This is a genomic window from Chimaeribacter californicus, assembly GCF_002858675.1.
GTDB lineage: Bacteria > Pseudomonadota > Gammaproteobacteria > Enterobacterales > Enterobacteriaceae > Chimaeribacter > Chimaeribacter californicus.
This window is the reverse complement of record NZ_PJZF01000005.1, coordinates 202,453-228,545: the sequence shown is the minus strand read 5'-3', so window position 1 is coordinate 228,545 and position 26,093 is coordinate 202,453. Positions and strand designations below refer to the sequence as shown.

Genomic DNA, 26,093 nt, shown 5'->3' with positions numbered 1-26,093 from the left:
AATGACCCGTAAACATTCTGCGCTGCGTGATCCGGCGCTGCTGCGCGCCGCCCTGCCGGACGCCCTGAAGAAACTTGACCCGCGCACCCAGTGGCGCAACCCGGTGATGTTCGTGGTGTGGCTCGGCAGCGTGCTGACCACCCTTATCTGGCTGGAGGGGCTGGTGAACCGGCGCGGCGACAGCGCCTTTACCGGCGGCATCGCCCTGTGGCTCTGGTTTACCGTGCTGTTCGCCAACCTGGCGGAAGCGCTGGCCGAAGGGCGCAGCAAGGCGCAGGCCGCCAGCCTGAAAGGGGTGAAAAAGAGTAACTGGGCGAAAAAACTCGCTGCCCCGCAACCGGATGCCGCCCAGGAGAAAGTCAGCGCCGAAAGCCTGCGCAAAGGCGACTGGGTGCTGGTGGAAGCCGGGGACACCATCCCCTGTGACGGCGAAGTGCTGGAGGGCGGCGCCTCGGTGGATGAGAGCGCCATCACCGGGGAGTCTGCCCCGGTGATCCGCGAGTCCGGCGGGGATTTCGCCTCCGTGACCGGCGGCACGCGCCTGCTCTCCGACTGGCTGGTGATCGCCTGTAGCGCCAACCCCGGCGACACCTTCCTCGACCGGATGATCGCCATGGTGGAAGGGGCGAAACGGCGCAAAACGCCCAACGAGATCGCCCTGACCATTTTGCTGATTGCGCTGACGATTGTGTTCCTGCTGGCGACCGCCACCCTCTACCCGTTCTCGCTGTTCAGCGTGATGGCCGGGCAGGCCGGGACGCCCATCACCGTGACGGTGCTGGTGGCGCTGCTGGTCTGTTTGATCCCGACCACCATCGGCGGGCTGCTGTCGGCAATTGGCGTGGCCGGGATGAGCCGGATGCTGGGGGCGAATGTGATCGCCACCAGCGGCCGCGCGGTGGAAGCCGCCGGGGATGTGGATGTGCTGCTGCTCGACAAAACCGGCACCATCACCCTCGGCAACCGGCAGGCCTCGGATTTCCTGCCTGCGCCGGGCATAAGCGAGCAGGATCTGGCGGACGCGGCGCAACTCGCCTCGCTGGCGGATGAGACGCCGGAAGGGCGCAGCATCGTGGTGCTGGCGAAACAGCGCTTTAACCTGCGCGAGCGCTCACTCGCCACACTGAACGCCAGCTTTGTGCCCTTCTCCGCCCAGACGCGCATGAGCGGCGTGAATATCGGCGAACGTTCGGTGCGCAAAGGCGCGGTGGACGCCATCCGCCGCCATGTCGAGGCCAACGGCGGCAGCTTCCCGGCAGATGTGAATACGCTGGTGGAGGGCGTGGCGCGCCAGGGCGGCACCCCGCTGGTGGTGGCGGACGGCAACCGGGTGCTGGGCGTGGTGGCGCTGAAAGACATCGTGAAAGGCGGCATCCGCGAGCGGTTCGCCCAGTTGCGCAAGATGGGCATTAAAACCGTGATGATCACCGGCGACAACCCGCTGACCGCCGCGGCGATTGCCGCCGAGGCCGGGGTGGATGATTTTCTCTCTGAAGCGACGCCGGAAGCCAAGCTGGCGCTGATCCGCCAGTATCAGGCCGAAGGGCGGCTGGTGGCGATGACCGGTGACGGCACCAACGACGCCCCGGCACTGGCGCAGGCGGATGTGGCGGTGGCGATGAACTCCGGCACCCAGGCGGCGAAAGAGGCGGGCAACATGGTGGATCTCGACTCCAACCCCACCAAGCTGATCGAGGTGGTGCACATCGGCAAACAGATGCTGATGACGCGCGGCTCGCTGACTACCTTCAGCATCGCCAACGATGTGGCGAAATATTTCGCCATTATCCCGGCGGCGTTCGCCGCCACCTATCCGCAGCTCAACGCGCTGAACGTGATGCACCTGCACTCGCCCGCCTCCGCCATTATGTCGGCGGTGATCTTCAACGCGCTGGTGATTGTGTTTTTAATCCCGCTGGCGCTGAAGGGCGTGCATTACAGCGCAATGGGCGCGGCGGCGCTGCTGCGGCGCAACCTCTGGATCTACGGGCTGGGCGGGCTGCTGGTGCCGTTTGCCGGTATCAAGCTGATTGACCTGCTGCTGACCCTGCTGGGCATGGCGTAAAAAGGAGAACACCGGATGATGATGTTACGCCCGATGATTGTGGTATTACTGCTGCTCAGCGTGCTGACCGGCATCGCTTACCCGCTGCTGACCAATGCGCTGTCTGCCCTGCTGTTCAGCGCACAGGCCAACGGCTCGCTGCTTTATCGTGACCCACAGGACCGTGACCGGCAGGCGGTGGGCTCTCTGCTGATTGGCCAGAATTTTACCCGCGCAGACTATTTCTGGGGCCGCCCCTCCGCCACCTCGCCAACGCCGTATGCTACGCTGGCCTCGGCGGGCAGCAATCTGGCCGGGAGTAACCCGGCGCTGGATCAGGCGGTGGCGGCACGTGTCAACGCGTTGCGCGCCGCCAACCCACAGAGCCCGCCCCGTGTGCCGGTGGAGCTGGTGACCGCCTCCGGCAGCGGGCTGGACCCGCAGATCTCACCTATGGCGGCACGCTGGCAGATCCCGCGCATCGCCCAGGCGCGCGGGATCCCGGCAGAGGTGCTGGAAAAGCTGATCGCCGCGCATACCGACACCCCGTTCCCGGCCTTCATCGGCGAGCCGGGGGTGAATGTGCTGCAACTGAACCGCGCCCTGGATGCGCTCAACAAGGATAAGTCATCGTGAATGAGGTGCCTGCGCGCCCCGACCCCGACGCCCTGCTGGCGATGGCCAACGCCCGCCCGCGCGGCCAGCTGAAAATCTTTTTCGGTGCCTGCGCCGGGGTGGGGAAAACCTACGCCATGTTGCAGGAGGCGCAACGGCTGCATGCCGCCGGTCTGGATGTATTGATTGGCGTGGTGGAAACCCACGGCCGCCGGGAGACAGAAGCGCTGCTGGCCGGCATTCCGCTGTTGCCGCTGCGGCGCATTACCCACCGGGGCCGCCCGCTGCCGGAGTTTGACCTGGATGCCGCGCTGGCGCGCCGCCCGGCGTTGATCCTGATGGATGAGCTGGCGCACAGCAACGTCGACGGCTCCCGCCACCCCAAGCGCTGGCAGGACGTTGACGAGCTGCTGAACGCCGGGATCGATGTGCTGACCACCGTGAACGTGCAGCATCTGGAGAGCCTTAACGACGTGGTCGGCGGGGTCACCGGCATCCGCGTGCGGGAAACGGTGCCCGATCAGGTATTCGATCAGGCGACCGAAGTGGTGCTGGTGGATCTGCCGCCCGATGATTTACGGCGGCGGCTAAAGGAGGGCAAAGTCTACCTGCCCGGCCAGGCGGAGCGGGCGATTGAGCACTTCTTCCGCAAGGGCAACCTGATTGCGCTGCGTGAACTGGCGCTGCGCCGCACCGCTGACCGGGTGGACGGCCAGATGCGCGAACTGCGGCAGGGGCCGGAGAGCGAGGCGCTGCGCCATGCGCGGGATGCGCTGCTGGTATGCATCGGCCCCGGCGGCGGCCAGGAGAAGCTGGTGCGGGTGGCGGCACGGCTGGCGGCGCGCCTCGGCTGCGACTGGCACGCCGTCTATGCTGAAACGCCGCGCCTGCACCGGCTGCCGGAAGCGCGGCGGCGGGCCATTTTACAGGCGCTGAAGCTGGCGCAGGCGCTGGGCGCGGAGACCGCCACCCTGGCCGATCCCGAGCCGGAACAGGCGCTGCTGCGCTATGCGCGCCAGCACAGCCTGGGCAAAATCGTCGCCGGGCGGCCGCCGTCGCCCCGCCGCTGGCGGCGCAGTTTTGGCGAGCGGCTGGCGCGGCTGGCCCCGGATGCCGATCTGCTGCTGGTGCCGCTGGCAGACGCCCCCTTCCCGCCCGCGGCCCCCGACCCGCGCCCGCTGGCCGGCCGCTGGCGGCGGCAGTGGCAGGGCTGCGGAATGGCGGTGGCGCTCTGCGCGCTGATCACGCTGGCGGCACAATGGCTGCTGCCCGGTTTCGATCCCTCTAATCTGGTGATGCTCTACCTGCTCGGCGTGGTGGTGGTGGCGCTGTTCTTTGGCCGCTGGCCGTCGGCGCTGGCGGCGCTGCTGAACGTGGTGAGCTTTGACCTGTTTTTCGTGCAGCCGCGCGGCTCGCTGGCGGTGACGGATGTGCAGTATCTGGTGACCTTTGCGGTGATGCTGATTGTCGGGCTGGTGATCGGCAACCTCACCGCCGGGGTGCGCTATCAGGCGCGGGTGGCGCGCTACCGCGAACAGCGCACCCGGCACCTGTATGAGATTTCCACCGCCCTCAGCCAGGCGCTGACCCCGGAAGATGTCGCGCGTACCGGCTGCCGCGTGGTCGCCAGCGGCTTCCCGGCGCGGGTCAGTGTGTTTCTGCCGGACGCCCAGGGCGTGTTGCAGCCTTTCAGCGAAGAGGGGGCCGCGCCCGGCCCGATCGACCCGGCCATCGCCCGCTGGAGTTTTGACACCCGCGCCCCGGCCGGGGCCGGTACCGATACCCTGCCCGGCGTGCCCTACCAGTTGCTGCCGCTGACCACCGCCCGCCGCGTCTTTGGCCTGCTGGCGGTGGAGCCCACCCACCTGCGCCAGTTGCTGGTGCCGGAACAGCAACGGCTGCTGCAGACGTTCACCGTGCTGCTGGCGAATGCGCTGGAGCGGCTGCATCTGGCGGCCGAGACGGAGCGGGCGCGGGTGGATGCAGAGCGCGAGCAGTTGCGCAATTCGCTGCTGGCCGCCCTCTCCCACGACCTGCGCACGCCGCTGACGGTGCTGTTCGGGCAGGCGGAGATTCTGACGCTGGATCTGGCGGCGGCGCACTCCCCGCACGCGCCGCAGGCCAGCCAGATCCGCCAGCAGGTGTTGAGCACCACCCGGCTGGTGAATAATTTGCTGGATATGGCGCGCATCCAGTCCGGCGGGTTCCAGCTGCGTAAAGAGTGGCAAGCGCTGGAGGAGCTGGTGGGCAGCGCGTTGCGTTCGCTGGAGCCGTTCCTCGACAGCCACCGGCTGGTGCTGAACCTGCCGCCGGAGATGGTGCTGGTGGAGTGCGATGCCGGGCTGATTGAGCGGGTGCTGGTCAATTTGCTGGAGAACGCCCACAAATACGCCGGGCCGGGCGCCACGCTCGGCATCGACGCGGTGGTGCAGCCGGAGACGCTGGCGGTCACGGTGTGGGACGACGGCCCCGGCATCCCGCCCGGCAGCGAACAGCTGATCTTCGATAAGTTCGCCCGCGGGCATAAAGAATCAGCCATTCCCGGTGTCGGCTTGGGGTTGGCGATTTGCCGTGCCATTATGTCGCTTCATGACGGTGATATTCAGGCTGCCAACCGGCCTGAAGGCGGCGCGGCGTTCTGTTTCCGGCTGCCGCTCGCCCCACCGCCGCAGCTAGAAATGGATGCCGACGAGGAGAACTGACCCTGAACCCGGTGCAGATTCTGATAGTAGAAGATGAGAAAGAGATCCGCCGCTTTGTGCGTACCGCGCTGGAGGCGGAGGGCTGGCGCGTGCATGACGCCGCCACGCTGCAACGCGGGCTTATCGAGGCGGCCACCCGCAAGCCGGATCTGATCATTCTGGATCTTGGCCTGCCGGACGGCGATGGGCTGGATTTTATCCGGGATCTGCGCCACTGGAGTGCGATCCCGGTGATCGTGCTGTCGGCGCGCAGTGAGGAGGAGGATAAGATCGCCGCGCTGGATGCCGGGGCGGATGATTACCTCAGCAAGCCATTTGGCGTCGGGGAGTTGCTGGCACGGGTGCGCGCCTCGCTGCGCCGCCACGGCAATAACCATGGCGGCGAAAGCCCGCTGGTGAGTTTTTCAGAGGTGACGGTGGATTTGCTCAACCGGCAGGTAACGCGGCAAGGCGAGCCGGTACACCTGACGCCGATTGAGTTCCGGCTGCTGGCGGAATTGCTGGCGAACCGGGGGAAAGTGCTGACCCAGCGCCAGTTGCTGAGCCGGGTATGGGGGCCGAACGCGGTGGAACATAACCACTATCTGCGCATCTATATGGGCCACTTGCGCCAGAAACTCGAAGCCGACCCCACCCGGCCGCAACATCTGCTGACCGAGACCGGCGTCGGCTATCGTTTTATCGGTTAATCACACGCGGCGGAACCCCGCCCGCGTGTACCGGCCTTAATAAAAATCCTGAACGGCCAGTTCCGACTGGGCAAGCCAGACCGGTTTGTTGCTGGTTTTTTGCCAGACGCGGTGCAGGTAGCTGTAAAAGCGTGCGCGATCGTGACGCAGCAGCATCACCGGCAGCGCCAGTACGCCGACCACAATCACCGCCAGGCGGCGTAAAACAATCTGGTAGCGGGGAAACGCGGTATAAATGGACATGGCTATCTTCCTCAGCAGTAAAGTTACGCAGGTAAACAGTCACGCTGTTTATGTAAGTTAGTATAAATATTACTCTGCGTGATGAAACTTTACTACTCATCCGACCACTATTTTTCGCGTTTTTTACGCCAGTCTACCCTGTTTTTGTCATTAAGTTACAAAGCTGTTAATAATTAACTAACCATTAGTTAATTTAAGGTTATTCCGGCTGTTCCGCCGCACTCTCTTGCGGGGCCAGCGTCAGCGTAATCGCCGCGACAGCGGTTTGCAGCGCCTGATTAACCTCGGCAATCTGCTCAGGGGCCAGGTCGGTGCGCATCATGTTGCTGCGCAGGGTGTGCTTCAGCTGTTTCATGGTGTCACTGATCCCTTCCGCCAGGTTGCCTTCGCGATTTTCCGTCACTTGCGCCAGCCGGGCAAAAATGACGTCTACCGCCATCTGGTGCTGCGCCAGCTCCGCTTCCCCGGCGGCCGTGAGGCGGTAACTTTTGCGGCCGTTACCGGTCGGCACCGCTTCCAGTAACTCCTGCTCTTCCAGCAGCGTCAGCGTCGGGTAGATAACGCCTGGGCTGGGTACGTAAAGGCCGGAAGAGGCCTCTTCAATCGCTTTGATCAGCTCGTAGCCGTGGCTCGGTTTTTTCGCCACCAGCGCCAGCAGCACCCGCTTCAGGTCGCCATGTTCAAACAGGCGGTGCAGTTTTTCACCCCGGCCGCCACGACGCCCGCCGCGCTCACCGCGATGATGCTCATGGTGCCCGCCGCGGCGGATCAGGTTGTAGACTTTGTCACGGCGACGGCCGCCAGATTTGCGGGGGGTCAGTTGGTCATTCATCATAGGTCTCTCCAATGTGTTTAGATATATCGATTTACTTTCGATATATCTAAAATAGCCATTGTGCAGAAATCAGGCAAGCTCTTTTTGTGAATTAGATATATCTTTTTAGCAGGCATAAAAAAAGCGCTGTTTTCACAGCGCTTTTTCAGCAAAACGGGAAAGCCGTGGCGATTATTTGGCGTTCGCCAGTACTTCACTGACGATGTCTACCGCTTCTTTCTCGATCTTCTCGCGGTGCTCAGCACCCAGGAAGCTCTCGCAGTAGATTTTGTACGCCTCTTCGGTGCCGGACGGGCGCGCCGCAAACCAGCCGTTGTCGGTCATCACTTTCAGGCCGCCAATAGACGCGCCGTTGCCCGGTGCGGCCGTGAGGCGTGCGGTGATTTTGTCACCGGCCAGCTGGTCAGCCTTCACCTGCTCCGGGGAGAGTTTGGAGAGCGCCGCTTTCTGCGCATGGCTGGCCGGTGCCTGGATACGGTTGTAGCTCGGCGCGCCGAAACGCTGCGCCAGCTCATCGTAATGCGCCTGCGGGTTTTTACCGGTCACCGCGGTGATTTCCGCCGCCAGCAGGCACATGATGATGCCGTCTTTGTCGGTGGACCACGGGGTGCCGTCGAAGCGCAGGAACGAGGCCCCGGCGCTCTCTTCGCCGCCGAAACCGAAGCTGCCGTCATACAGGCCATCCACAAACCATTTGAAGCCCACCGGCACTTCCACCAGCTTGCGGCCCAGATCGGCGACCACACGGTCGATCATTGCGCTGGAGACCAGCGTTTTGCCGACGGCCACGTCCTGGCCCCACTGCGGGCGGTGCTGGAACAGGTACTGGATCGCGACCGCCAGGTAGTGGTTCGGGTTCATCAGCCCTTTCGGGGTGACGATGCCGTGGCGGTCATAGTCCGGGTCGTTGGCGAAAGCCAGATCGAACTTGTCACGCAGCGCAAGCAGGCCGGCCATTGCGGACTCGGAGGAGCAGTCCATGCGGATGATGCCGTCGTGATCCAGGTGCATAAAGCGGAAGGTCTGGTCGATTTCGTCGTTTACCAGCGTCAGGTCGAGCTTGTAGTGCTCGGCAATGCGCTGCCAGTAAGCGATGCCGGAACCGCCGAGCGGGTCAACGCCCAGCTTCAGGCCTGCACGCTGGATGGCCGGCATGTCGATGATCGAGGTCAGCCCTTCGATGTACGGCTGCACCAGATCTTTCTCATGCAGGTGGCCGCTCTGCCGGGCTTTGTCCAGCGACTGGCGCTGCACCCCGTTCAGGTTATCGGCCAGCAGCGCGTTGGCGCGCTTTTCGATGACGGAGGTCAGGTTGGTGTCTGCCGGGCCGCCGTTCGGCGGGTTGTATTTGATGCCGCCATCTTCCGGCGGGTTGTGGGACGGCGTAATCACGATGCCGTCCGCCTGCGCGCCGCCGTTCTGGTTGTGTACCAGAATCGCGTTGGAGACCGCAGGCGTCGGGGTGAAGCCGTTATCCTGCTGGACAATCACGTCCACGCCGTTGGCGGTCAGTACTTCCAGCACAGAGATGAAGGCCGGCTCTGAGAGCGCGTGCGTATCCTTACCCACGTAGCACGGGCCGGTTGTGCCCTGCTGTTTGCGCACTTCAGCGATCGCCTGGGCGATGGCCAGAATATGTGCTTCATTAAAGCTGTGACGCCCGGCGCTGCCGCGGTGCCCGGAGGTGCCGAACTTCACCGCATGCGCGGTATTGCCCGGCTCCGGACGCAATACATAATATTGCGACGTCAACTGTGCCACATTAATCAAATCGCTCTGCTGAGCAGGTTGCCCTGCACGTGGATGATTAGCCACCGGCACTTCTCCCTTTCGCTAAATTAAATGGTGCCGCAAACTTTGTCAGTCAGTTCCACCGGGAACTGCATCGCCTGCATGATGGTTTCGATCATGCTGCGTTTACGGCCGGTATTGGTGTTGGTGATGACCCAGTACGGTGTGCCCGGAACAGGTTTGGGCTTGGTGTGGTTACCGCCCTGGAGCAGGGTTTGCTCGTCGCCGGCAAAGTAGGTGCGCGTGCGGCCGTGCAAGGTTTCCGTCGCCGCCGCGAACTCCTGCGGCGCCAGGCTATATAAGGTCGACAACACCAGCATGAAACGGTTCACGGCTTTGTTCTGTTCCGCGTACTCGTCCGACAGCAGCAGTTCACGCATTGCCCGTACCTTGTCACGCGGCTGTTGCGCGGCGGCCGGGGCCGTCACGGAAGGCGCAGCCGGGGCAACCGGCGCAGCCTGCGGCTCAGCGCGGGCCTGCATCGACTGGGCAACGGCGGCCGGGGCCGCACGCACGGCCTGCTGGCCTGGGGTAAACTTCAGCATGCGACGCAGAATGTCGGACGCGCTCTCACCAATATGCTGGGTGTGGCTCGCGATATAACGATAGAGCTCTTCGTCAACCTCAATAGTTTTCATCTTTATCCAGTACTGTTTTTCTACTTAATTCAATCGAAAAGAGTATACAAGCTAATCCGGTTTCGCGAACAGGTTCCTGCGGCCGCAGCCAAAAATGCAGACTATTACCTAAACGCGCTGCCCGGCAGGCGCTTCGTCATCTCTCAATCACGGGGAAGATCCAGGTTTATATCTCATGATAACCTAAGGAGATTGTCTCTCAGTATGAACTTTGCCATGAAATTGAATTATCGCTTACAAACCGACCATTCACCGGCCGGTGCGCTGCCGGTGGTATTGATTCACGGGCTGTTCGGCAGCCTGGACAACCTCGGCGTGCTGGCGCGTGACCTGCGCGACCGCCACCCGGTGGTGCAGGTGGATATGCGCAACCATGGGCTGTCACCACGTGCGCCGGGCATGACTTATCCGGAGATGGCGGCGGATTTGAAAGAGTTGCTCGACGATCTGGCGATTGAGCGGGCGATTGTTATCGGCCATTCAATGGGCGGCAAAGCGGCCATGGCGCTGACGGCGGTGGCCGGGGAGAAGATCGAAAAACTGGTGGTGATTGATGTCGCGCCGGTGGATTACCAGACCCGCCGCCATGATGAGATTTTCGCCGCGATCCGCGCGGTCTCCGAGGCCGGGGCAACCGTACGCAGCGTGGCCGCCGGGATCATGCGGGATTACCTGGACGAAGAGGGCGTGATCCAGTTCCTGCTGAAATCCTTCCATGAGGGTGAATGGCGCTTTAATGTGCCGGTGCTGTGGGACCAGTACGCACACATCACCGGTTGGGAGCCGGTGCCCGCCTGGCCGCACCCGGCGCTGTTCATCCGCGGCGGGCTGTCCCCTTATGTTCAGGATCGCTACCGCGATGAGATTGCGCGCCAGTTCCCGCAGGCGCGCGCCCATGTGGTGGCCGGCACCGGCCACTGGGTACACGCCGAGAAACCGGAGGCGGTGTTGCGCGCCGTTAACCGCTTCCTCGGCGAGGCGTAACCGCTAGTTCAGGGCGTCGTCCGGCCAGTATTTGTAGCCGTAAAGCATCGCCTGGGCGGAGAGGCCGTTGTCGGTGAGTTGATAGATGTGGATGCCGGACACGGCGCTCTCCCCTGCCGGTTGGGTGCTCAGGGTACGGGTGGGGGTCGCGCCGCCCTTGTCTTTATATTTGGCCGACGCATGGGTGTCGGCACTCAGCATCACGCCATGGTCGATGAAGTCGCTCAGGCTTTTCGCTGTCGGGAACACCATCAGAAACCGGATCTGATTAATGCCGAGGCCGACCCCGGTGCCCGCCTGTGCTACCCGCATGTAGGTCTCTTTGCCGCTGCGGTTGTCATGCACCACGCCATAGCCGTTCCCAATGCCGACCACCATAATTTTGTTGCTTTGCAGGGCAAATACCCCGTACCCCGCCGCCTGCTTCAGGGCCTGGTCTGACGCCGGGTAGCGGGCGCGCACCTCTTGCAACGTGGCTTTTTGCATCGCGTGAATCGAGCGGCGCTGTTCCGCCGGATTATTGCCGTTGGCCCCGCAGCCGCTTAATACCATCGCAAACATAATCCAGATAAATGATTTAAATTTAATTATATCAAACACTTATTATTACCCCTGACATATAAACCGCGCATTTTGTCAGGTTTTTTTCGGGAATGCCTGGGCGGCCGGCTGATTACCGCACAAAATGAAAAATGGGCTGAAACGCCAGCAGATGAACCGGCACAGGCAGTTAAGCATTGTTCCGGCGGCGCGGGCTGGGGTATTATGGCGCGCTATTGTTTTGCCGCCGTCCGCGCTGTGCTGCGCAACGGGGTAATGTGGGTTAAGGTTGATTGACCTGAACGTATATTCACCGAGCCATCCGGCTGCGCTGGCGCAGGCAGATGTTTATCCCTTAGTTGTACCGCTACCTATATGGCAAAAGAACAAACGGATCGCACTACGCTTGATCTGTTCGCAGATGACCGCCGCCCCGGCCGTCCCAAAACCAACCCGCTATCCCGTGATGAACAGCTGAGAATCAATAAGCGGAATCAATTACGGCGCGATAAAGTCCGTGGCTTGCGGCGGGTGGAGTTGAAGATTAATGCGGACGCGGTGGATGCGCTCAACAAGCTTGCTGAGCAGCAGAACATCAGCCGCAGCGAACTGATTGAGCAGATGTTGCTGGAACAGTTGCGCAAACAACAGGCTGAATCCTGACGGCCTGCTGTTTGCGCCCTGCCCCTCCCCAGACCGGTGGTGAACCCTGTTCACCACCGGTTTTGTTTTAGGGAGTCTTCAGATTAAAACGTTTCCCAGTTGTCCTGGCCGGACGCCGGGGTGCGTGCGCTGACCACTGCCACACTTTTCACCGGGGCCGCAGCCACGGCCGGGGTACGTACCGCGCCATCCCGCAGGGTAAAGGTCGCGACTGTCTGGTTCAGCACGGCGGCCTGCTCTTCCAGCGACAATGCCGCCTGCGATGCCTGCTCGACCAACGCGGCGTTCTGCTGCGTTACGCTGTCCATTTCTGTCACGGCCAGGGCCACCTGGCTGATGCCTTTGCTCTGCTCGTCTGACGCAGACGCGATTTCGCCCATGATGTCGGTAACGTGGGTGATGGACTGCACGATGTCACCCATGGTCTGGCCCGCGCTGGCCACCAGCTTGGAACCGCTGTCCACCCGGGTGACGGATTCACTGATCAGGTTTTCAATCTCTTTCGCCGCCTGGGCGCTGCGCTGTGCCAGGTTGCGCACTTCGCTGGCGACCACGGCAAAGCCACGGCCCTGCTCGCCGGCCCGCGCCGCTTCTACCGCGGCGTTCAGCGCCAGGATGTTGGTCTGGAAGGCGATGCTGTTGATCACGGTGGTGATTTCAGCAATTTTCTTCGAGCTGCCGGAGATCTCCTGCATGGTACGGACCACATCAGCCACAATCTGCCCGCCTTTCTGGGCGGTGACGGAGGCAGTGCTGGCCAACTGGCTGGCGTGATGCGCGTTGTCCGCGTTGTGTTTCACCGTGGCGGTCAGCTGCTCCATGCTGGCAGCAGTCTCTTCCAGCGCCGAGGCCTGCTCTTCAGTACGTGAAGAGAGATCGTTGTTGCCGGCAGAGATTTCAGACGCCCCCTGATAGATGTTGTCGGTACAGGCACGGATCGCCATCACCGTTTTCGCCAGGCTGTTTTGCATATCACGCAGCAGCGGGATCAGCTTGCCGACGCAGTTGCTGCCGAAATCGTTCAGCTCTTTGCCGAGATCGCCTTTGGCAATCGCCGCGAACTGGCCGCGCAGGGTGTCCAGCGGTTTTACCACGGCCATCACCAGGTAACGGTCAGTGGCAATCAGCAGCAGGACGCCAAAAGTCAGGGCCGCGATCAGGATCACTTTACTGGTGGACGCGATGCTGTGGAAATCCGCCTTGGAGGCGTCAATCTTCGCCGTCGCCTGTTTGGTATAACGGGCATTGGACGCCGAGAACTGGCGGCTTAAGGTTGGTACCGTCACTCTTGCCAGCTGGCGGTAGCTTGCGGTATCCCCACTTTTTGCTGCCTGAAAGAGCGGGCTGACGCCCTGTTCAATCAGCGCTTGCCAGTCGTCTGTGACTTGTTTGACGATGTCCGGATCGATGCTGGCGTTACCGAGCTTTTTGAAGTCACTGTACGCGTCTTGCAGGTTCGCCAGGGCCTTGCCCGCTGAATCGAAATCCGGGTTTGGTTCATTGGCGGCCACGCTTTCCACTGCGCGCGACAAGCGGGTCACGGTACGGAAATACTGGTCGTTGCCGTGGTTAAGCAGATCAATATTCTGTACCAGCAGCGCACTCGCTTCCGTTGTTTCAGTGAGTTTATTCAGAGAGACAACGGTATAAGCCGCAACACCGCCCCACAGGACGCAAAATATACCCAATACCCACAGCAGTGCGGTACGGATGGTGATGTTTTTTAAAAACTGCACATTTCCTCTCTCGAAACAGTGTGTTTCAGGCTGAACAACGTGGATCCGGGTGCTCGCTCCCTGATACAAGATTGGTATGGCAGAACCGGGGTGACTGCCAGATAATATGAGGATCTCCCCCTCACTTGTCTGATATCGGCAGTTCGCGGGTAACGTTTAGTCTTTGTGCAAAATATTCACGCAGGGAAATTACCTGCCGTCCGGCAACGGGCGCCAGGCGCTTGATATCACAACAGAGTGGCATTTAGCACACAAAGGCGATAACACCTCTGTTTTTTGGCCGATAGAATATTTCACCATTCTGTCTGCCGGCAGGGCCTGTCGGTACCGGCAAACGCGGGCCGGGCGGCGTGATGATGTTCACCCGGCGGTGACTTTGCTATCATCAGCAGCATCAGCGCCTGTCAGAGGCAGGTTTACTTATTAAGAACAAGAGGTTAGAGAAGCATATGGCCGTAGTGGGAATCTTCTTCGGGTCCGATACCGGAAACACGGAAAACATCGCCAAAATGATCCAGAAGCAACTGGGCAACGATGTTGCCGAGGTGCACGACATCGCCAAAAGCAGCAAGGAAGATCTGGAAAAGTTCGACATCCTGCTGCTGGGTATCCCGACCTGGTACTACGGCGAAGCGCAATGCGACTGGGATGATTTCTTCCCGACGCTGGAAGAGATTGATTTCGAAGGCAAACTGGTGGCACTGTTTGGTTGCGGCGACCAGGAAGATTACGCCGAGTACTTCTGTGATGCGATGGGCACCGTGCGTGACATCATTGAGCCACGCGGTGCCGTGCTGGTTGGCCACTGGCCGACGGAAGGCTACCATTTCGAAGCCTCCAAAGGGCTGGCAGATGACAGCCACTTTATCGGCCTGGCGATTGACGAAGACCGTCAGCCGGAATTGACCAACGAACGCGTCGAGGCGTGGGTCAAACAGATTACCCAGGAGCTGAGCCTGGCGGAAATCCTCGGTTAATGCTCCCGGCCCCGGCGGTTGATTTTTAACCAAAAGGGCCCTGTTTCCCCTGCCCGGCACCGAAATATTGGCTACAAGTTTGTAACTTTATCCAGTATCGGGGTACACTGGGCCCCGCGTATTTCCTATCCATCAACGTGTTGCAAAAGTAGCCCGCAACCCATACACGCAAGCAGGCGGCGTTTTCATTTTGAGCGGCTCAGTTCTATAATGAGACGCAACTAAAACCTTTGCGCCGACCGATGTCATAGGCTGTATGCCTAAACGTGAATAGCATAGTAACAGGACAGAATCCGCATGACTGACAACAACACCGCATTAAAAAAGGCCGGCCTGAAAGTCACGCTTCCGCGACTCAAGATCCTGGAAGTGTTACAAGATCCGACCTGCCACCACGTCAGTGCGGAAGACCTTTATAAGAAGCTGATCGACATGGGCGAAGAGATTGGCCTGGCCACGGTATACCGCGTGCTGAACCAATTTGATGATGCCGGTATTGTCACCCGCCACAATTTTGAAGGCGGCAAGTCGGTTTTCGAACTGACCCAGCAGCACCACCACGATCACCTGATCTGCCTGGATTGCGGAAAAGTGATTGAATTCAGCGATGAATCTATTGAGATTCGTCAGCGTGAGATCGCCAAGAAGCATGGCATCAAGCTGACCAACCATAGCCTTTACCTCTATGGTCATTGTGAAGCGGGTGATTGCCGCGAAAACGAAGGGCTGCACGAGAAGTAATCGCCGCCTGACGCGCCTGGCCGGCCTACAGCCACAGCAGATAAAACCGCATTGATGCGGTTTTTTTTCGCCTGTTTCCCGGCGCTTTCCCTGAAACGCGGTGATAAAAAAGGCCCCGGTTTGCCGGGGCCGCGTGGCTGCGCTGCCACAATACGTTATACGACAACGCCCCGTTACAGGCCGACCTGCTCACTGCGGCTGGTGCGTTTGCCGTCCGGGCTGAGGGTGCGTACCCACACGCCTTTCTCTGCTTTCGGTTTTGCCTCTGCGCGGTATGTCTGCCAGTTTACGCCGTCCTGTGAATACTGGATGGTAAGGCCGGGCAGTGCCACATTCGCTTCCAGTTTGCCATTGATGATCTGCGCGCCGGGCACCGGCAGACGATAGGCGACGCCCTGCCGATCCAGCTTCGCAATCTCACGCTGCCCCATCAGGTTGGCGAAACGCTGCCAGTCCGCCGCCAGCTTGTCGCGGTTAACCCAGTGGGTTTGCCGCCCTGATACTCGCGGCCGGCTTTGTACGGCAGCTCCCAGTCAGCCCGGTGCCAGGCGCGCTCCGCCAGCACCATCAGGCGCGGATAGATGCGGTACTCCAGGTCGCTGTCGGTGCGGATGGTCTCGCTCCAGGCCTGACCGGAGATGCCATGCGCGCCCGGCCACGGGGCGTCGCCGCGGGCGGTGAAGGCGTTGCCGTCCCGGTCAACGGAGGTTTCGGCATTCTGCGGCAGGTTGTCCGGCGCGAAGCTGAAGATTTTGGCTTCATCGCTGGCCCGCGTGGCCCAGTAGTAGCCCGGCTCACGCGCGCTGACCTCATAGGGTTTATCGAAATAGAGGTAATCCGGGTTGGAGAGCGTTATCTCATACCCTTTGGCCGCCCACTCCCCGGCACTCTGCGCGCCGCCCCAGTAGAGGGTATCCCAGAAGTTGACCCCCACGCGCGACGTGGCGAACGCGCGGGCATCTTTCGCATCCTTCAGGCCATCCTGCCACGCCTGCATCCGGTCAATACCGTGCGCTTTAACCCGTTTACTGACCTCAATGGCAAAATAGCTGGAGAGGTGATCAAAGGCTGCCACCTTCCCGGATTTCACCAGCGTCTGACAGACGCTGGATTTTGACCACGGCAGATCCTCTTTGCTCAGGTCGATGGCCCCTTTTGTCGGGTCTGCCGGGGCATTCAGATCCTGATAGCCCGGCCCAAGGCGGATGTTTTTCGCCTCATCGCCGCCGAAGTGCCAGGTGGTGAGCGGCTGCCCCGCCTCGCGGTGCATCGCGGCAATTTCACTGATCACCTTATCGACAAAGCGCAATGACGACGGCAGGCACGGGTTAAGATAGCTGCGGCGATCGTAATACTGCACGGAGGTGGTGTTGGAAGTGTCTGTCGGGTCGAGCAACCGGTAAGCCCCTGCTTCCTCAGGTTTGCCGGCTTGTTGCAGCCGTTGGTAGCGCGCCTCCATAGAGACGATCGCCGCCCTGGCGTGGGCAGGCATGTCGATTTCGGGGATCACGTTAATCTGCCGCGCCTGCGCATACTTCACAATCTCGATATAGTCCGCGCGGCTGAAATAGCCGCTGCCGTTATTGTCGCTGTAGGGGCCGGAGCCGAGCTGCGGCAGCAGGCAGCGCGTCTCCGTCAGGTCATGGCAGCGTTTACTGCCAATCTCTGTCAGCTCCGGCAAGCCGGGGATCTCAATGCGCCAGCCTTCATCATCGCTCAGATGGAACTGGAAGGTGTTGAGCTTATAGGCGGCCATCTCATCCAGCAGCCGCAATACTGCCGCTTTGCTGTGAAAATTGCGGCCGACGTCCACATGCATGCCCCGGTAGGGGAAGCGCGGCGCATCCTCGGCGGCGAGTTGGGCGATGCGCTTCTCGCCCTCAACCGGCACCAGTGACAGCAGTGATTGCACGCCATAAAAGGCGCCGCTGTGGTCAAAGCCCACCACTTCCGCCCCGCGTTCATCGATGGTCAGCCGGTAAGCCCCGTCTACCGCCAGCTTGCCTTTGAAGGCCGCGCGGTCAATGCGGGTGCTGAGCGGGTAGCCGCCGGGCTGATCCGGCAGGCCCAGCAGCGCCATACGCGCCCGCAACGCCTGCTGCGACGGCACCGGCAGCGCCGTGAGATCGGCTGCCAGCCCCTTGTTCAGCACCACGTCACCCTTTTGGATCTTCACCTGTAACGGCGTCGGGATAATCTGCCCCCGCAGTGAAGCCGCGGCCATCGGCGTGACGTCGCGGTTTTTCACAAAGCGGGTATCCGGGATCATTACAATATTGTTATCTTCCGGGGCGCGTTTCAGGTTCGCCGGCGTGATCTCACCCACAAATTGGGAGACGTCTTCGGTGTCGGTATTACGGATGATTTTCGGTTCCGCGTCGTCAGCGGTGACGTACCAGCGCGGCATAATGTCACTGTTGGCGACCTGCCAGTACTCAAGCACCATGGGGATGGCGGTGCGGCTCCCGGCCGGGAAGCCCTTAAACGCCGCTGTCGGCGTCAGGCGGTGCAGGTCGCCGGTCAGGCGGGTGACGGTAAACTGCGGATCCGTGACGTTCAGCACCTGCCGGATGCTGTGGAAATAGATCGCCCAGCCGCGGTCATTCACCGCCTCACCGGGGTTGGTCAGCGTCAGCGTCACGGTGTTGCAGGAGGCCCAGTCTGCCCCTAAAGCGCGGCAATCGGTACCGTGGCTGTTGGCCTGGTTGTCATTGATCTGGTAATTGAGGCTGAAACGGCTGATGTCATCAACCGTCTGCTGGCTCGCCTGTGACGGCGCGGCGATCATCAGGGAGGTCACCGCGGCGGCCAGGGTGGTGCGTAGGAAATGTGTTTTCATGCTGAACCTCATCCATAGGCGGGCTGGCATACCGCCCGACAGGGCGATTACGCCACAGCCGCACGGTTAAAATACGGTGAACGGTGCGATCACCATAAACTTGATATCTTTTTCATCCTGGAAGATATTGCCGTAGCCGCCGCTCCAGCTCGGCAGGTTCGAACGGTTGTTGTACTGGGTGTAATGCAGCTTGATCTGGGTATCTTTCGCGCGGCCATCCTGCACGGTGTAGACCGCGTCCAGGCTCCAGGCGCTCTCTTTCAGCCGCTGGCTCTGGTCATACATCGCATTGGTGCTGGGCCGGGCATCCCAGGCGTAGACGTAAGAGCCGCCCACTGACAGCCCCGGCAGTTGCCATTTTTTCAGGTCAACCATCACCCCGGCATACAGCGCCTTTTCCCCGTTGGCGTTGAAGTCTGAGCGGTTATCCCACCAGATATCCAGCCGGCCGTTTGACGTCGCGTAGGTGGGCGTCATGCGTTGTAGGAAGTAGCCCTGGTTCCCTTCCGCTTTTACCCAGGTGCCCTCCAGCCGCCACGTTGCCGGGCCGGTTTCATAACCGAACGTCAGCCCCTGCAACCAGGCCAGCCCGTCATACAGGCTGTTCGGATCGTTTTTATTGCTGAGGCGATCTTCCGCCCCATAAAACTGGTAGCTGGTGCTCAGCGGGCTGCCGGCGATATCGATCTTATAAGATCCTTTCAGGAAATATTGATCGACATACCCTTCGGCCTGCCCATACGCCGCTTCCAGCACGAAATCATTTTTAAAATCATATTTGGCGCCGATGGAGTGCAGGTAATCCACGGCGGTCTGCTGGTCCGCCTGCCGGAAGCCGTCCGTCTCCAGGTGCCAGGGCGCTTTGTATTCATCCGCCCACATATAGGAGAAGCTCAACTCGCCAGCCTGCTGGAAGTCGTGGCTGTAGCCCGCTTCGATGCCACGATAGGTACCCGGCATAAAGCTCCAGTGCGGGGCCAGCAGCGTCTGCCCCTTTGGCTGGATGTAACCGGCCTGCGCCCAGATGCCATGGGATTTGAACTTGGCGGCCGCCCGGTAAATGCTGACGCCGCTTTTGTCGCCGCTGTAATCCTCCTCATAGGCGCGGTTGCTGGTCGAGAACGCAATTTCATTGGGGTGGCCGCTGGCGCTGCTTTCCGCCAGTTCAATTGCGGTAAAGGCGGCCAAATCCAGGCCAAACATGTCCCAGGCGTAGCCGGAGCTGAAATCAAGGTTAAGGTTGGCGGTGGCGTGTGACAGGTTGGTGGCGTAGCGGTCGTAGTCAGGGTTATTGATGGTCGTTACGGTGCCATCCGGTTGAGTGGCGGTTTTAGTGGGGCTGAGATCTTTGCGGTCACGTTCACGTTGCCAGTAATAGATCCCGCCGGAAAGGGTGGAATCATCAATAAACCCCTCCGCGCCCACTGTCGGGGTGTGCAGCCCCGCACTTCCCGCAATCAGGCTGGATATCACCATTGCCAGCCGGTTATGCTTTCTGATTGGCATCACCATAGCCACTCCTCTTTGACGAAAAATAGACAAACCGGCTGAAATAACCGGTAAATAGAGTGCAAAACGGCTTATCTATATGCTTTGGATAAGAAGCGCTCTAAGAAATAATCTATTTTTCGCGTCGCGAATTATCAATGCAGTTTGTGAGGGAATGTGTAGGTTTATGACAGACGGCACAAAAAGGGCTGAAACGTGCCGCACATCAGAAATATCTCAGCTGTTCAAACTTATAGGTTCGACAAGAAACATCAGGCAAGAGAATGAATAAAGCGTAAACAGGGCATACAGGAAATGTGATCTGACGTAAAAACGGGCATTTTTCGCCAGTTAATTTTCATTGAAAATAATGTCAGCCAAAAAAAAGCGCGGCCGTAGCCACGCTTTCAAGACCATGTTACCTGTCAGACGGTAGCTTTCGCCGCCCAGGTATCACGCAGGCCCACGGTGCGGTTAAACACCAAATGCTCTGCGCTGGAGTAACGGCTGTCAGCGCAGAAGTAACCTTCGCGCTCAAACTGATACGCCACTTCCGGTTGCGCTGTCGCCAGTGACGGCTCAACAAACCCATGGGCAATCACCAGCGATTCCGGGTTAATGGTAGAGAGGAAATCCTCCGCCAGGCCCGGGTTCGGCTCGTTGAACAGACGGTCATAGAGACGGAACTCAGCCGGGACGGCGTGCGCTGCGGACACCCAGTGGATCACCCCTTTCACTTTGCGGCCGTCTGCCGGGTCTTTGCTCAGGGTTTCCGGGTCATAGCTACAGAAGATAGTGGTGACATTACCTTCGGCATCTTTCTCAATGCGTTCCGCTTTGATCACATAAGCATTGCGCAGGCGTACTTCTTTGCCCAGCACCAGGCGCTTGTACTGTTTGTTGGCTTCTTCGCGGAAATCAGCCTGGTCGATGTAGATTTCACGGCTGAACGGCACGTCACGGTTGCCCATTTCCGGTTTGTTCGGATGGTTCGGCATGCTGACGTTGACTTGTGCACCCGCGTCAAAATTCTCAATGATCACTTTAACCGGGTTGATCACCGCCATCGCACGCGGCGCATCTTCGTTCAGCTCATCACGGATGCAGGACTCCAGCGCCATCATCTCGACGTTGTTGGTCTGCTTAGTGACGCCGATACGGCGGCAGAATTCACGCACGGCGGCCGCGGTGTAGCCACGGCGGCGCAGGCCGGAGATGGTCGGCATACGCGGGTCATCCCACCCTTCCACGATATTCTCGGTGACCAGCAGGTTCAGCTTGCGCTTGGACATGATGGCGTACTCAAGGTTGAGACGCGAGAACTCGTACTGGCGCGGGTGGCAAGGGATGGTGATGTTGTCCAGCACCCAGTCATACAGGCGGCGGTTATCCTGGAATTCCAGGGTACACAGCGAGTGCGTAATGCCTTCCAGCGCATCGGAAATGCAGTGGGTAAAGTCATACATCGGGTAGATGCACCACTTTTTGCCGGTCTGGTGATGTTCGGCAAATTTAATGCGGTACAGCACCGGGTCACGCATCACGATGAACGGCGAGGCCATATCAATTTTGGCGCGCAGGCAGGCTTTGCCTTCCGCGAAGCCGCCATTGCGCATCTTCTCAAACAGCGCCATGTTCTCTTCTACGCTGCGATCGCGGTAAGGGCTGTTTTTGCCCGGCGACGTCAGAGTGCCGCGATATTCACGGATCTCATCCGGCGAGAGCTCGTCCACGTAGGCCAGGCCCTTGCCAATCAGCTCCACCGCATAGGCGTGCAACTGGTCGAAATAGTCAGAGGAGTAGCGCACCGCGCCGCTCCACTCAAACCCCAGCCATTGCACGTCACGCTTGATGGACTCCACAAACTCGATGTCTTCCTTGACCGGGTTGGTGTCATCAAACCGCAGGTTGCATTGGCCCTGATAATCTTTCGCAATGCCAAAGTTCAGGCAGATCGACTTGGCGTGGCCGATATGCAAATAGCCGTTCGGCTCAGGCGGAAAACGGGTATGCACAGTGCTGTGTTTACCGGATGCCAGATCTTCGTCAATAATCTGACGAATAAAATTTGTTGGGCGGGCTTCAGCCTCACTCATCTCTTCATTCCTCTATGCGAAAGCACTACTGATAACCGCTTATGTTCCAACAAGCCACGCTGGGACACAACCGTTTGTTGCAGAAAAACCGGCAGGCCCGGCCGCAAACAAAAAAACGGGAGAGGATCGCTCCCCTCCCGTTTTCACTCTGCTGAAAAAGCGGGTATTTACTTGCCTTGCAGATCAATCAGTTTAGTCTGGCCGGCCACCACCTGGCCGGTCGCCAGCGTCACCACAGCGGAGAAATCATCCGCGTTGCTGACCACCACCGGGCTTATCATGGAACGCGCGTTGGCATTCAGATAAACCAGATCCAGCTCCAGCACCGGTTGCCCGGCAGTGACCACTGCGCCCTCTTCCACCAGGCGGGTAAAGCCTTTGCCGCCCAGCACCACGGTATCAATCCCCATATGCACCACGATTTCCGCACCGGACGCTGTCTCCAGGCAGAACGCATGGTTGGTGTTGAAGATCTTTACCACGGTCCCGGCCGCCGGTGATACCACCGTGCTGGCGGTCGGACGGATTGCCACGCCCTCGCCTACTGCGCCGCTGGCAAAGGCTTCATCCGGCACGTCAGATAACATCACGATCTCACCGGTGATCGGTGATACCAGGCTGTCAACCACGGCCTTGAGGTTCGGCGTCGCCTGCGGCTGTTTCACCACATCTACCACCGGCGCATTACCTGTTGCGCCCCCGGCAGAGGCAGCCACCGGGCCGGCGGCCATCAGGCGTTTCATGGTGTCTGCAATTGACTCTGCTTTCGCCCCGACAATCACCTGAATGCTTTGCTTATTAAGTTTCACTACGCCGGAGGCACCCAGGCGTTTGCACTCCGCATCATTCACCCGGCCTGCATCTTTCACGCTCAGGCGCAGGCGGGTAATACAGGCATCAATCCCTTTCAGGTTATCGGAGCCGCCAATCGCGCTGATATAGCTGCGTGACAGATCCGCCAGGCCCTCTTCGGTATTGCTGTTGGCTTCCGGGCGAACGAGGGTTGACTCATCCTCACGTCCTGGGGTTTTCAGGTTAAACATGCGGATCACCGCGCTGAACACCGCGAAATAGACGACAAATGCCACCAGCCCCATCACCAGCAACATCCAGACATTGCTGCTGGCGGCCGGCAGGTTGTACATCAGCGCATAGTCGATCGCCCCGGCAGAGAAGGAGAAACCGGCATGGATGCCCAGCATGGTCGCCACAAACAGGCTGATACCGGTCAGCAACGCATGCAGTAAATAGAGCAGCGGCGCCAGGAACATAAACAGGAATTCCAATGGCTCCGTCACACCCGTCAGGAAAGCCGTCACCGCGACTGAGAGCAGCATCCCGCCCACCATCGGGCGGCGCGCTTTCGGTGCCGCCAGATACATGGCCAGCGCCGCACCCGGCAAGCCGAACATCATGATCGGGAAGAAGCCGGACATGAACATCCCGGCGGTGCCGTCACCGGCGTAGAAGCGGTTGATATCCCCGTGGAACACAGTACCGGCCGCGTTGGTAAAGTCACCAATCTGGAACCAGGCGATGGTGTTCAGCACCTGATGCAGCCCGGTCGGAATCAGCAAGCGGTTTACAAACCCAAAGATACCGGCCCCCAGCGCACCTGCGGAGACGATCCACTCGCCACCGGCACGGATGGCATCCTGCACCGGCGGCCAGACGTAACCGAAAATTGCTGCCAGAATCAGGCAGAAGAAGCCGGTGGCAATCGGCACAAAGCGTTTGCCGCCAAAGAAGCTCAGGAAGTCCGGCAGTTTAATGTCAGACCAGCGGTTATAAACCATCCCCCCCACCAGCCCGGTGATGATGCCGGAGAGCACCCCCATATTCACGGCCGGGTTAATGGTGACCATTGCTTTGGTCAGCACAAAATAACCGACCGCACCGGCCAGCGCCGCAGAGCCCGCATTGTCTTTAGACCAGGTGGACGCCACACCGATTGCAAAAATCAGCGCCAGGTTATCGAAGATTGCCCCGCCCGCCTGGGCGATAAAGGGCATGTTGAGTAAGTCCGGCTGACCGAAACGCAGTAACAGCGCGGCGACCGGCAGCACAGCAATAGGTAACTGTAACGACCTGCCTAAACGTTGAAAAAACCCTAGAATATTCACCATTTCCCCCTATATGTCCGCTGCCGGACGATGCAAGCAGTGTCAGCACGTAACGACTACTCTTAATCTGGTTAAAGCAACTGCTACGCGGAGTGTAAAAAAATTAATTCGTATCGCAAATTAAAAGCAGGGATTTTGTGATAAAAATCACCTTAAATCACATTCCGCCCAGCAAAATGCTGGCCATGTCTGAAAACTTATTTTATGATTCAAAAAATCAAGGCAGCCTGAGGCTGTGCCGGTACTGCCGGGCCGGAACCGGATTGACCTTCCTGCCGGCCTTCGCGGTAGTATATCTTTATTTCAAGTATTTAAGAGGTGAATGATGAGACTGATCCCCCTGAAATCAACGGCTGACGTGGGCAAATGGGCAGCGCGGCATATTGTTAACCGCATTAACGCCTTTAAACCCACGGCCGATCGTCCTTTCATTCTCGGCCTGCCGACCGGCGGCACCCCCCTTGAAGCGTATAAACACCTTATTGCAATGCATAAAGCAGGCCAGGTGAGCTTTAAGCATGTCGTTACCTTCAATATGGATGAGTATGTCGGGCTGCCGCAGGAGCACCCGGAGAGTTACCACACCTTTATGTACCGTAATTTCTTTGACCACGTTGACATCCCGCATGAAAACATCAACCTGCTCAACGGCAACGCAGAAGACGTAGACGCAGAGTGCCGCAATTACGAAGCGAAAATTAAGTCCTACGGCAAGATCAACCTGTTTATGGGCGGCGTCGGTAATGATGGTCATATTGCCTTTAATGAACCCGCTTCCTCCCTGGCGTCCCGCACCCGCATCAAAACACTGACGGAAGAGACGCGCATTGCCAACTCCCGCTTCTTTGGCGGTGACGTCAGCCAGGTGCCGAAATATGCCCTGACTGTGGGCGTGGGTACCCTGCTGGATGCAGAAGAGGTAATGATTCTGGTTACCGGTCATCTGAAAGCCCAGGCGCTTCAGGCGGCGGTGGAAGGCAACATTAACCATATGTGGACCATCAGTTGCCTGCAGCTCCACCCGAAAGCGGTCATGGTATGTGATGAGCCGTCCACCATGGAGCTGAAGGTAAAAACAGTGAAATATTTCCGCGAGCTGGAAGCGGAAAACATGAAAGATCTGTAATCTCTGCAGCGGCCGGCAGGCGCGACCCGCCTGCGCCGGACCAGATATTAATCAGTAGAAAGAATGTAATCAGGGGGCACAGATGTACGCGTTAATTCACGGGCGGCTTTATACCGGCCACGATGTTCTTGATGACCATGCTGTCGTGGTTGAAAACGGGTTGATCAGCAAAATTTGCCCGGAAGCAGAGCTGCCGGCAGGCATTGAGACCCGCGATCTGGGCGGCGCAAATCTGGCCCCCGGTTTTATCGACCTGCAACTCAACGGCTGCGGCGGTGTACAGTTCAACGACTCCCTGGACGCCATTTCAGAAAAAACATTGGAAATCATGCAGAAAGCCAATGAGCGATCAGGCTGCACCAGTTTCCTGCCGACCCTCATCACCTGCAGTGATGACTATATGAAGCATGGTATCGCGGTGATGCGCGCTTACCTGCAAACCCACCAGAATCAGGCGCTGGGCCTGCATCTGGAAGGGCCGTACCTTAACCCGCTGAAAAAAGGCACGCACAATCCGGACTTCATCCGTATCCCGGATGACGCCATGATCACCTACCTGTGTGACAACGCCGACGTGATAACCAAAGTCACGCTGGCGCCGGAACGGGTTGATGATGCGGTGATCCGCCGCCTGACCGCAGCCGGTATTGTGGTGTCTGCCGGCCACTCAAATGCCACTTATGACGAGGCGCGCAAGGGCTTCGCCGCAGGGGTGAGCTTCTCCACCCACCTGTACAACGCGATGCCGTACCTGACCGGCCGTGAACCGGGCCTGATGGGGGCAATTTTCGATACCCCGGAGGTCTACAGCGGCATTATTGCAGACGGATTGCACGTGGCATGGGCCAGCATCCGCAATGCCAAACGGCTGAAAGGAGACAAGCTGGTACTGGTGACCGACGCCACCGCCCCGGCGGGCGGCAATATTGATCAGTTCATTTTTGCCGGTAAAACAATATACTACCGCGACGGACTGTGTGTGGATGACAACGGCACATTGAGCGGTTCTGCGTTGACCATGATTGAAGCAGTACAAAACAGCGTCGAACATGCGGGCATCGCCCTGGATGAGGCCCTGCGTATGGCCACGTTGTATCCGGCACGCGCGATCGGTATGGCGTCCACGTTAGGCACGCTGGAGGCGGGCAAGGTCGCTAACCTCACCGTATTCGATCGTGATTTTCATATCACCAAGACCTTCGTTAACGGCAACGAAGTGTAAC

Annotated in this window: 19 protein-coding genes and 1 pseudogene; 10 read left to right on the top strand and 10 right to left on the bottom strand. The window is 59.6% G+C overall.

What is annotated here, in order from left to right; genetic code table 11:
• Position 1 precedes the first annotated feature (1 nt).
• From kdpB to kdpE, 4 genes are read left to right on the top strand one after another with little or no spacing between them, the layout of a single operon-like run.
• The gene (gene kdpB / locus CYR55_RS08785) at positions 2-2,065 is read left to right on the top strand and encodes a potassium-transporting ATPase subunit KdpB (protein ID WP_101815758.1); all 2,064 of its coding nucleotides are present in this window, start codon (positions 2-4) and stop codon (positions 2,063-2,065) included.
• 15 nt (positions 2,066-2,080) lie between these two features.
• Positions 2,081-2,680, top strand: coding sequence for a potassium-transporting ATPase subunit KdpC (gene kdpC, locus CYR55_RS08780; protein WP_101815757.1), 600 nt, complete (start codon positions 2,081-2,083; stop codon positions 2,678-2,680).
• 41 nt (positions 2,681-2,721) lie between these two features.
• Entirely contained in the window at positions 2,722-5,361 is a 2,640-nt protein-coding gene (kdpD, locus tag CYR55_RS08775; RefSeq protein WP_241522115.1) for a two-component system sensor histidine kinase KdpD, read from the top strand.
• 2 nt (positions 5,362-5,363) lie between these two features.
• Positions 5,364-6,050 (top strand): two-component system response regulator KdpE, encoded by a 687-nt coding sequence (gene kdpE / locus CYR55_RS08770; RefSeq protein ID WP_420912727.1) that lies wholly within the window; start codon positions 5,364-5,366, stop codon positions 6,048-6,050.
• A gap of 36 nt (positions 6,051-6,086) precedes the next feature.
• Here kdpE and CYR55_RS08765 read toward each other — a convergent pair whose 3' ends face one another.
• From CYR55_RS08765 to seqA, 4 genes are all read right to left on the bottom strand, one after another.
• The gene (locus CYR55_RS08765) at positions 6,087-6,293 is read right to left on the bottom strand and encodes a YbfA family protein (RefSeq protein WP_101815754.1); all 207 of its coding nucleotides are present in this window, start codon (positions 6,291-6,293) and stop codon (positions 6,087-6,089) included.
• A 199-nt stretch (positions 6,294-6,492) separates the two neighbouring features.
• Positions 6,493-7,128: a PadR family transcriptional regulator gene (locus CYR55_RS08760; RefSeq protein WP_101815753.1), complete on the bottom strand. Its 636-nt coding sequence runs from the start codon at positions 7,126-7,128 to the stop codon at positions 6,493-6,495.
• A gap of 171 nt (positions 7,129-7,299) precedes the next feature.
• Entirely contained in the window at positions 7,300-8,943 is a 1,644-nt protein-coding gene (pgm, locus tag CYR55_RS08755; RefSeq protein WP_101815795.1) for a phosphoglucomutase (alpha-D-glucose-1,6-bisphosphate-dependent), read from the bottom strand.
• Between the two features lie 23 nt (positions 8,944-8,966).
• Positions 8,967-9,557 (bottom strand): replication initiation negative regulator SeqA, encoded by a 591-nt coding sequence (gene seqA / locus CYR55_RS08750; RefSeq protein ID WP_072926279.1) that lies wholly within the window; start codon positions 9,555-9,557, stop codon positions 8,967-8,969.
• 204 nt (positions 9,558-9,761) lie between these two features.
• On the opposite strand from seqA, the gene ybfF reads away from it, so the two are divergent.
• Entirely contained in the window at positions 9,762-10,541 is a 780-nt protein-coding gene (gene ybfF, locus CYR55_RS08745) for an esterase (RefSeq protein WP_101815752.1), read from the top strand.
• A 3-nt stretch (positions 10,542-10,544) separates the two neighbouring features.
• Here the strand turns inward: ybfF and CYR55_RS08740 are convergent, their stop codons facing one another.
• Positions 10,545-11,141, bottom strand: coding sequence for a lipid-binding SYLF domain-containing protein (locus CYR55_RS08740; protein WP_101815751.1), 597 nt, complete (start codon positions 11,139-11,141; stop codon positions 10,545-10,547).
• Positions 11,142-11,456: 315 nt separating this feature from the next.
• Here CYR55_RS08740 and ybfE point away from each other — a divergent pair, with 315 nt between their 5' ends.
• Positions 11,457-11,744 (top strand): LexA regulated protein, encoded by a 288-nt coding sequence (gene ybfE, locus CYR55_RS08735; protein ID WP_072926284.1) that lies wholly within the window; start codon positions 11,457-11,459, stop codon positions 11,742-11,744.
• Positions 11,745-11,827: 83 nt separating this feature from the next.
• Here the strand turns inward: ybfE and CYR55_RS08730 are convergent, their stop codons facing one another.
• Positions 11,828-13,480: a methyl-accepting chemotaxis protein gene (locus tag CYR55_RS08730; RefSeq protein ID WP_101815750.1), complete on the bottom strand. Its 1,653-nt coding sequence runs from the start codon at positions 13,478-13,480 to the stop codon at positions 11,828-11,830.
• Between the two features lie 449 nt (positions 13,481-13,929).
• On the opposite strand from CYR55_RS08730, the gene fldA reads away from it, so the two are divergent.
• Both fldA and fur read left to right on the top strand, forming a co-directional pair.
• On the top strand, positions 13,930-14,457 hold the full coding sequence (fldA, locus tag CYR55_RS08725) for a flavodoxin FldA (protein ID WP_101815749.1): 528 nt from the start codon (positions 13,930-13,932) through the stop codon (positions 14,455-14,457).
• 297 nt (positions 14,458-14,754) lie between these two features.
• Positions 14,755-15,198 (top strand): ferric iron uptake transcriptional regulator, encoded by a 444-nt coding sequence (gene fur, locus CYR55_RS08720; RefSeq protein ID WP_072926289.1) that lies wholly within the window; start codon positions 14,755-14,757, stop codon positions 15,196-15,198.
• Between the two features lie 173 nt (positions 15,199-15,371).
• Here the strand turns inward: fur and CYR55_RS08715 are convergent.
• From CYR55_RS08715 to nagE, 4 genes and pseudogenes are all read right to left on the bottom strand, one after another.
• Positions 15,372-18,037, bottom strand: a pseudogene (locus tag CYR55_RS08715) (family 20 glycosylhydrolase).
• A gap of 66 nt (positions 18,038-18,103) precedes the next feature.
• On the bottom strand, positions 18,104-19,513 hold the full coding sequence (chiP, locus tag CYR55_RS08710) for a chitoporin ChiP (protein ID WP_241522114.1): 1,410 nt from the start codon (positions 19,511-19,513) through the stop codon (positions 18,104-18,106).
• Between the two features lie 437 nt (positions 19,514-19,950).
• On the bottom strand, positions 19,951-21,621 hold the full coding sequence (gene glnS / locus CYR55_RS08705) for a glutamine--tRNA ligase (RefSeq protein ID WP_101815747.1): 1,671 nt from the start codon (positions 21,619-21,621) through the stop codon (positions 19,951-19,953).
• A gap of 167 nt (positions 21,622-21,788) precedes the next feature.
• The gene (gene nagE, locus CYR55_RS08700) at positions 21,789-23,744 is read right to left on the bottom strand and encodes a PTS N-acetyl glucosamine transporter subunit IIABC (RefSeq protein ID WP_101815794.1); all 1,956 of its coding nucleotides are present in this window, start codon (positions 23,742-23,744) and stop codon (positions 21,789-21,791) included.
• 325 nt (positions 23,745-24,069) lie between these two features.
• On the opposite strand from nagE, the gene nagB reads away from it, so the two are divergent.
• Together nagB and nagA are read left to right on the top strand one after the other, a co-directional pair.
• Positions 24,070-24,870 carry a glucosamine-6-phosphate deaminase gene (nagB, locus tag CYR55_RS08695; RefSeq protein WP_101815746.1) on the top strand — a complete coding sequence of 267 codons (801 nt, stop codon included), beginning with the start codon at positions 24,070-24,072 and terminating at the stop codon, positions 24,868-24,870.
• A gap of 82 nt (positions 24,871-24,952) precedes the next feature.
• Positions 24,953-26,092 carry an N-acetylglucosamine-6-phosphate deacetylase gene (nagA, locus tag CYR55_RS08690; protein ID WP_101815745.1) on the top strand — a complete coding sequence of 380 codons (1,140 nt, stop codon included), beginning with the start codon at positions 24,953-24,955 and terminating at the stop codon, positions 26,090-26,092.
• The last annotated feature ends 1 nt before the right edge of the window (position 26,093 follow it).

Bases quoted from the DNA above. Each gene is read 5' to 3' on its own strand.
- kdpB (WP_101815758.1), top strand. From the start codon at position 2: ATGACCCGTAAACATTCTGCGCTGCGTGATCCGGCGCTGCTGCGCGCC.
- kdpC (WP_101815757.1), top strand. From the start codon at position 2,081: ATGATGATGTTACGCCCGATGATTGTGGTATTACTGCTGCTCAGCGTG.
- kdpD (WP_241522115.1), top strand. From the start codon at position 2,722: ATGGCCAACGCCCGCCCGCGCGGCCAGCTGAAAATCTTTTTCGGTGCC.
- CYR55_RS08765 (WP_101815754.1), bottom strand. From the start codon at position 6,293: ATGTCCATTTATACCGCGTTTCCCCGCTACCAGATTGTTTTACGCCGC.
- CYR55_RS08760 (WP_101815753.1), bottom strand. From the start codon at position 7,128: ATGATGAATGACCAACTGACCCCCCGCAAATCTGGCGGCCGTCGCCGT.
- seqA (WP_072926279.1), bottom strand. From the start codon at position 9,557: ATGAAAACTATTGAGGTTGACGAAGAGCTCTATCGTTATATCGCGAGC.
- ybfF (WP_101815752.1), top strand. From the start codon at position 9,762: ATGAACTTTGCCATGAAATTGAATTATCGCTTACAAACCGACCATTCA.
- ybfE (WP_072926284.1), top strand. From the start codon at position 11,457: ATGGCAAAAGAACAAACGGATCGCACTACGCTTGATCTGTTCGCAGAT.
- fldA (WP_101815749.1), top strand. From the start codon at position 13,930: ATGGCCGTAGTGGGAATCTTCTTCGGGTCCGATACCGGAAACACGGAA.
- fur (WP_072926289.1), top strand. From the start codon at position 14,755: ATGACTGACAACAACACCGCATTAAAAAAGGCCGGCCTGAAAGTCACG.
- chiP (WP_241522114.1), bottom strand. From the start codon at position 19,513: ATGGTGATATCCAGCCTGATTGCGGGAAGTGCGGGGCTGCACACCCCG.
- glnS (WP_101815747.1), bottom strand. From the start codon at position 21,621: ATGAGTGAGGCTGAAGCCCGCCCAACAAATTTTATTCGTCAGATTATT.
- nagB (WP_101815746.1), top strand. From the start codon at position 24,070: ATGAGACTGATCCCCCTGAAATCAACGGCTGACGTGGGCAAATGGGCA.
- nagA (WP_101815745.1), top strand. From the start codon at position 24,953: ATGTACGCGTTAATTCACGGGCGGCTTTATACCGGCCACGATGTTCTT.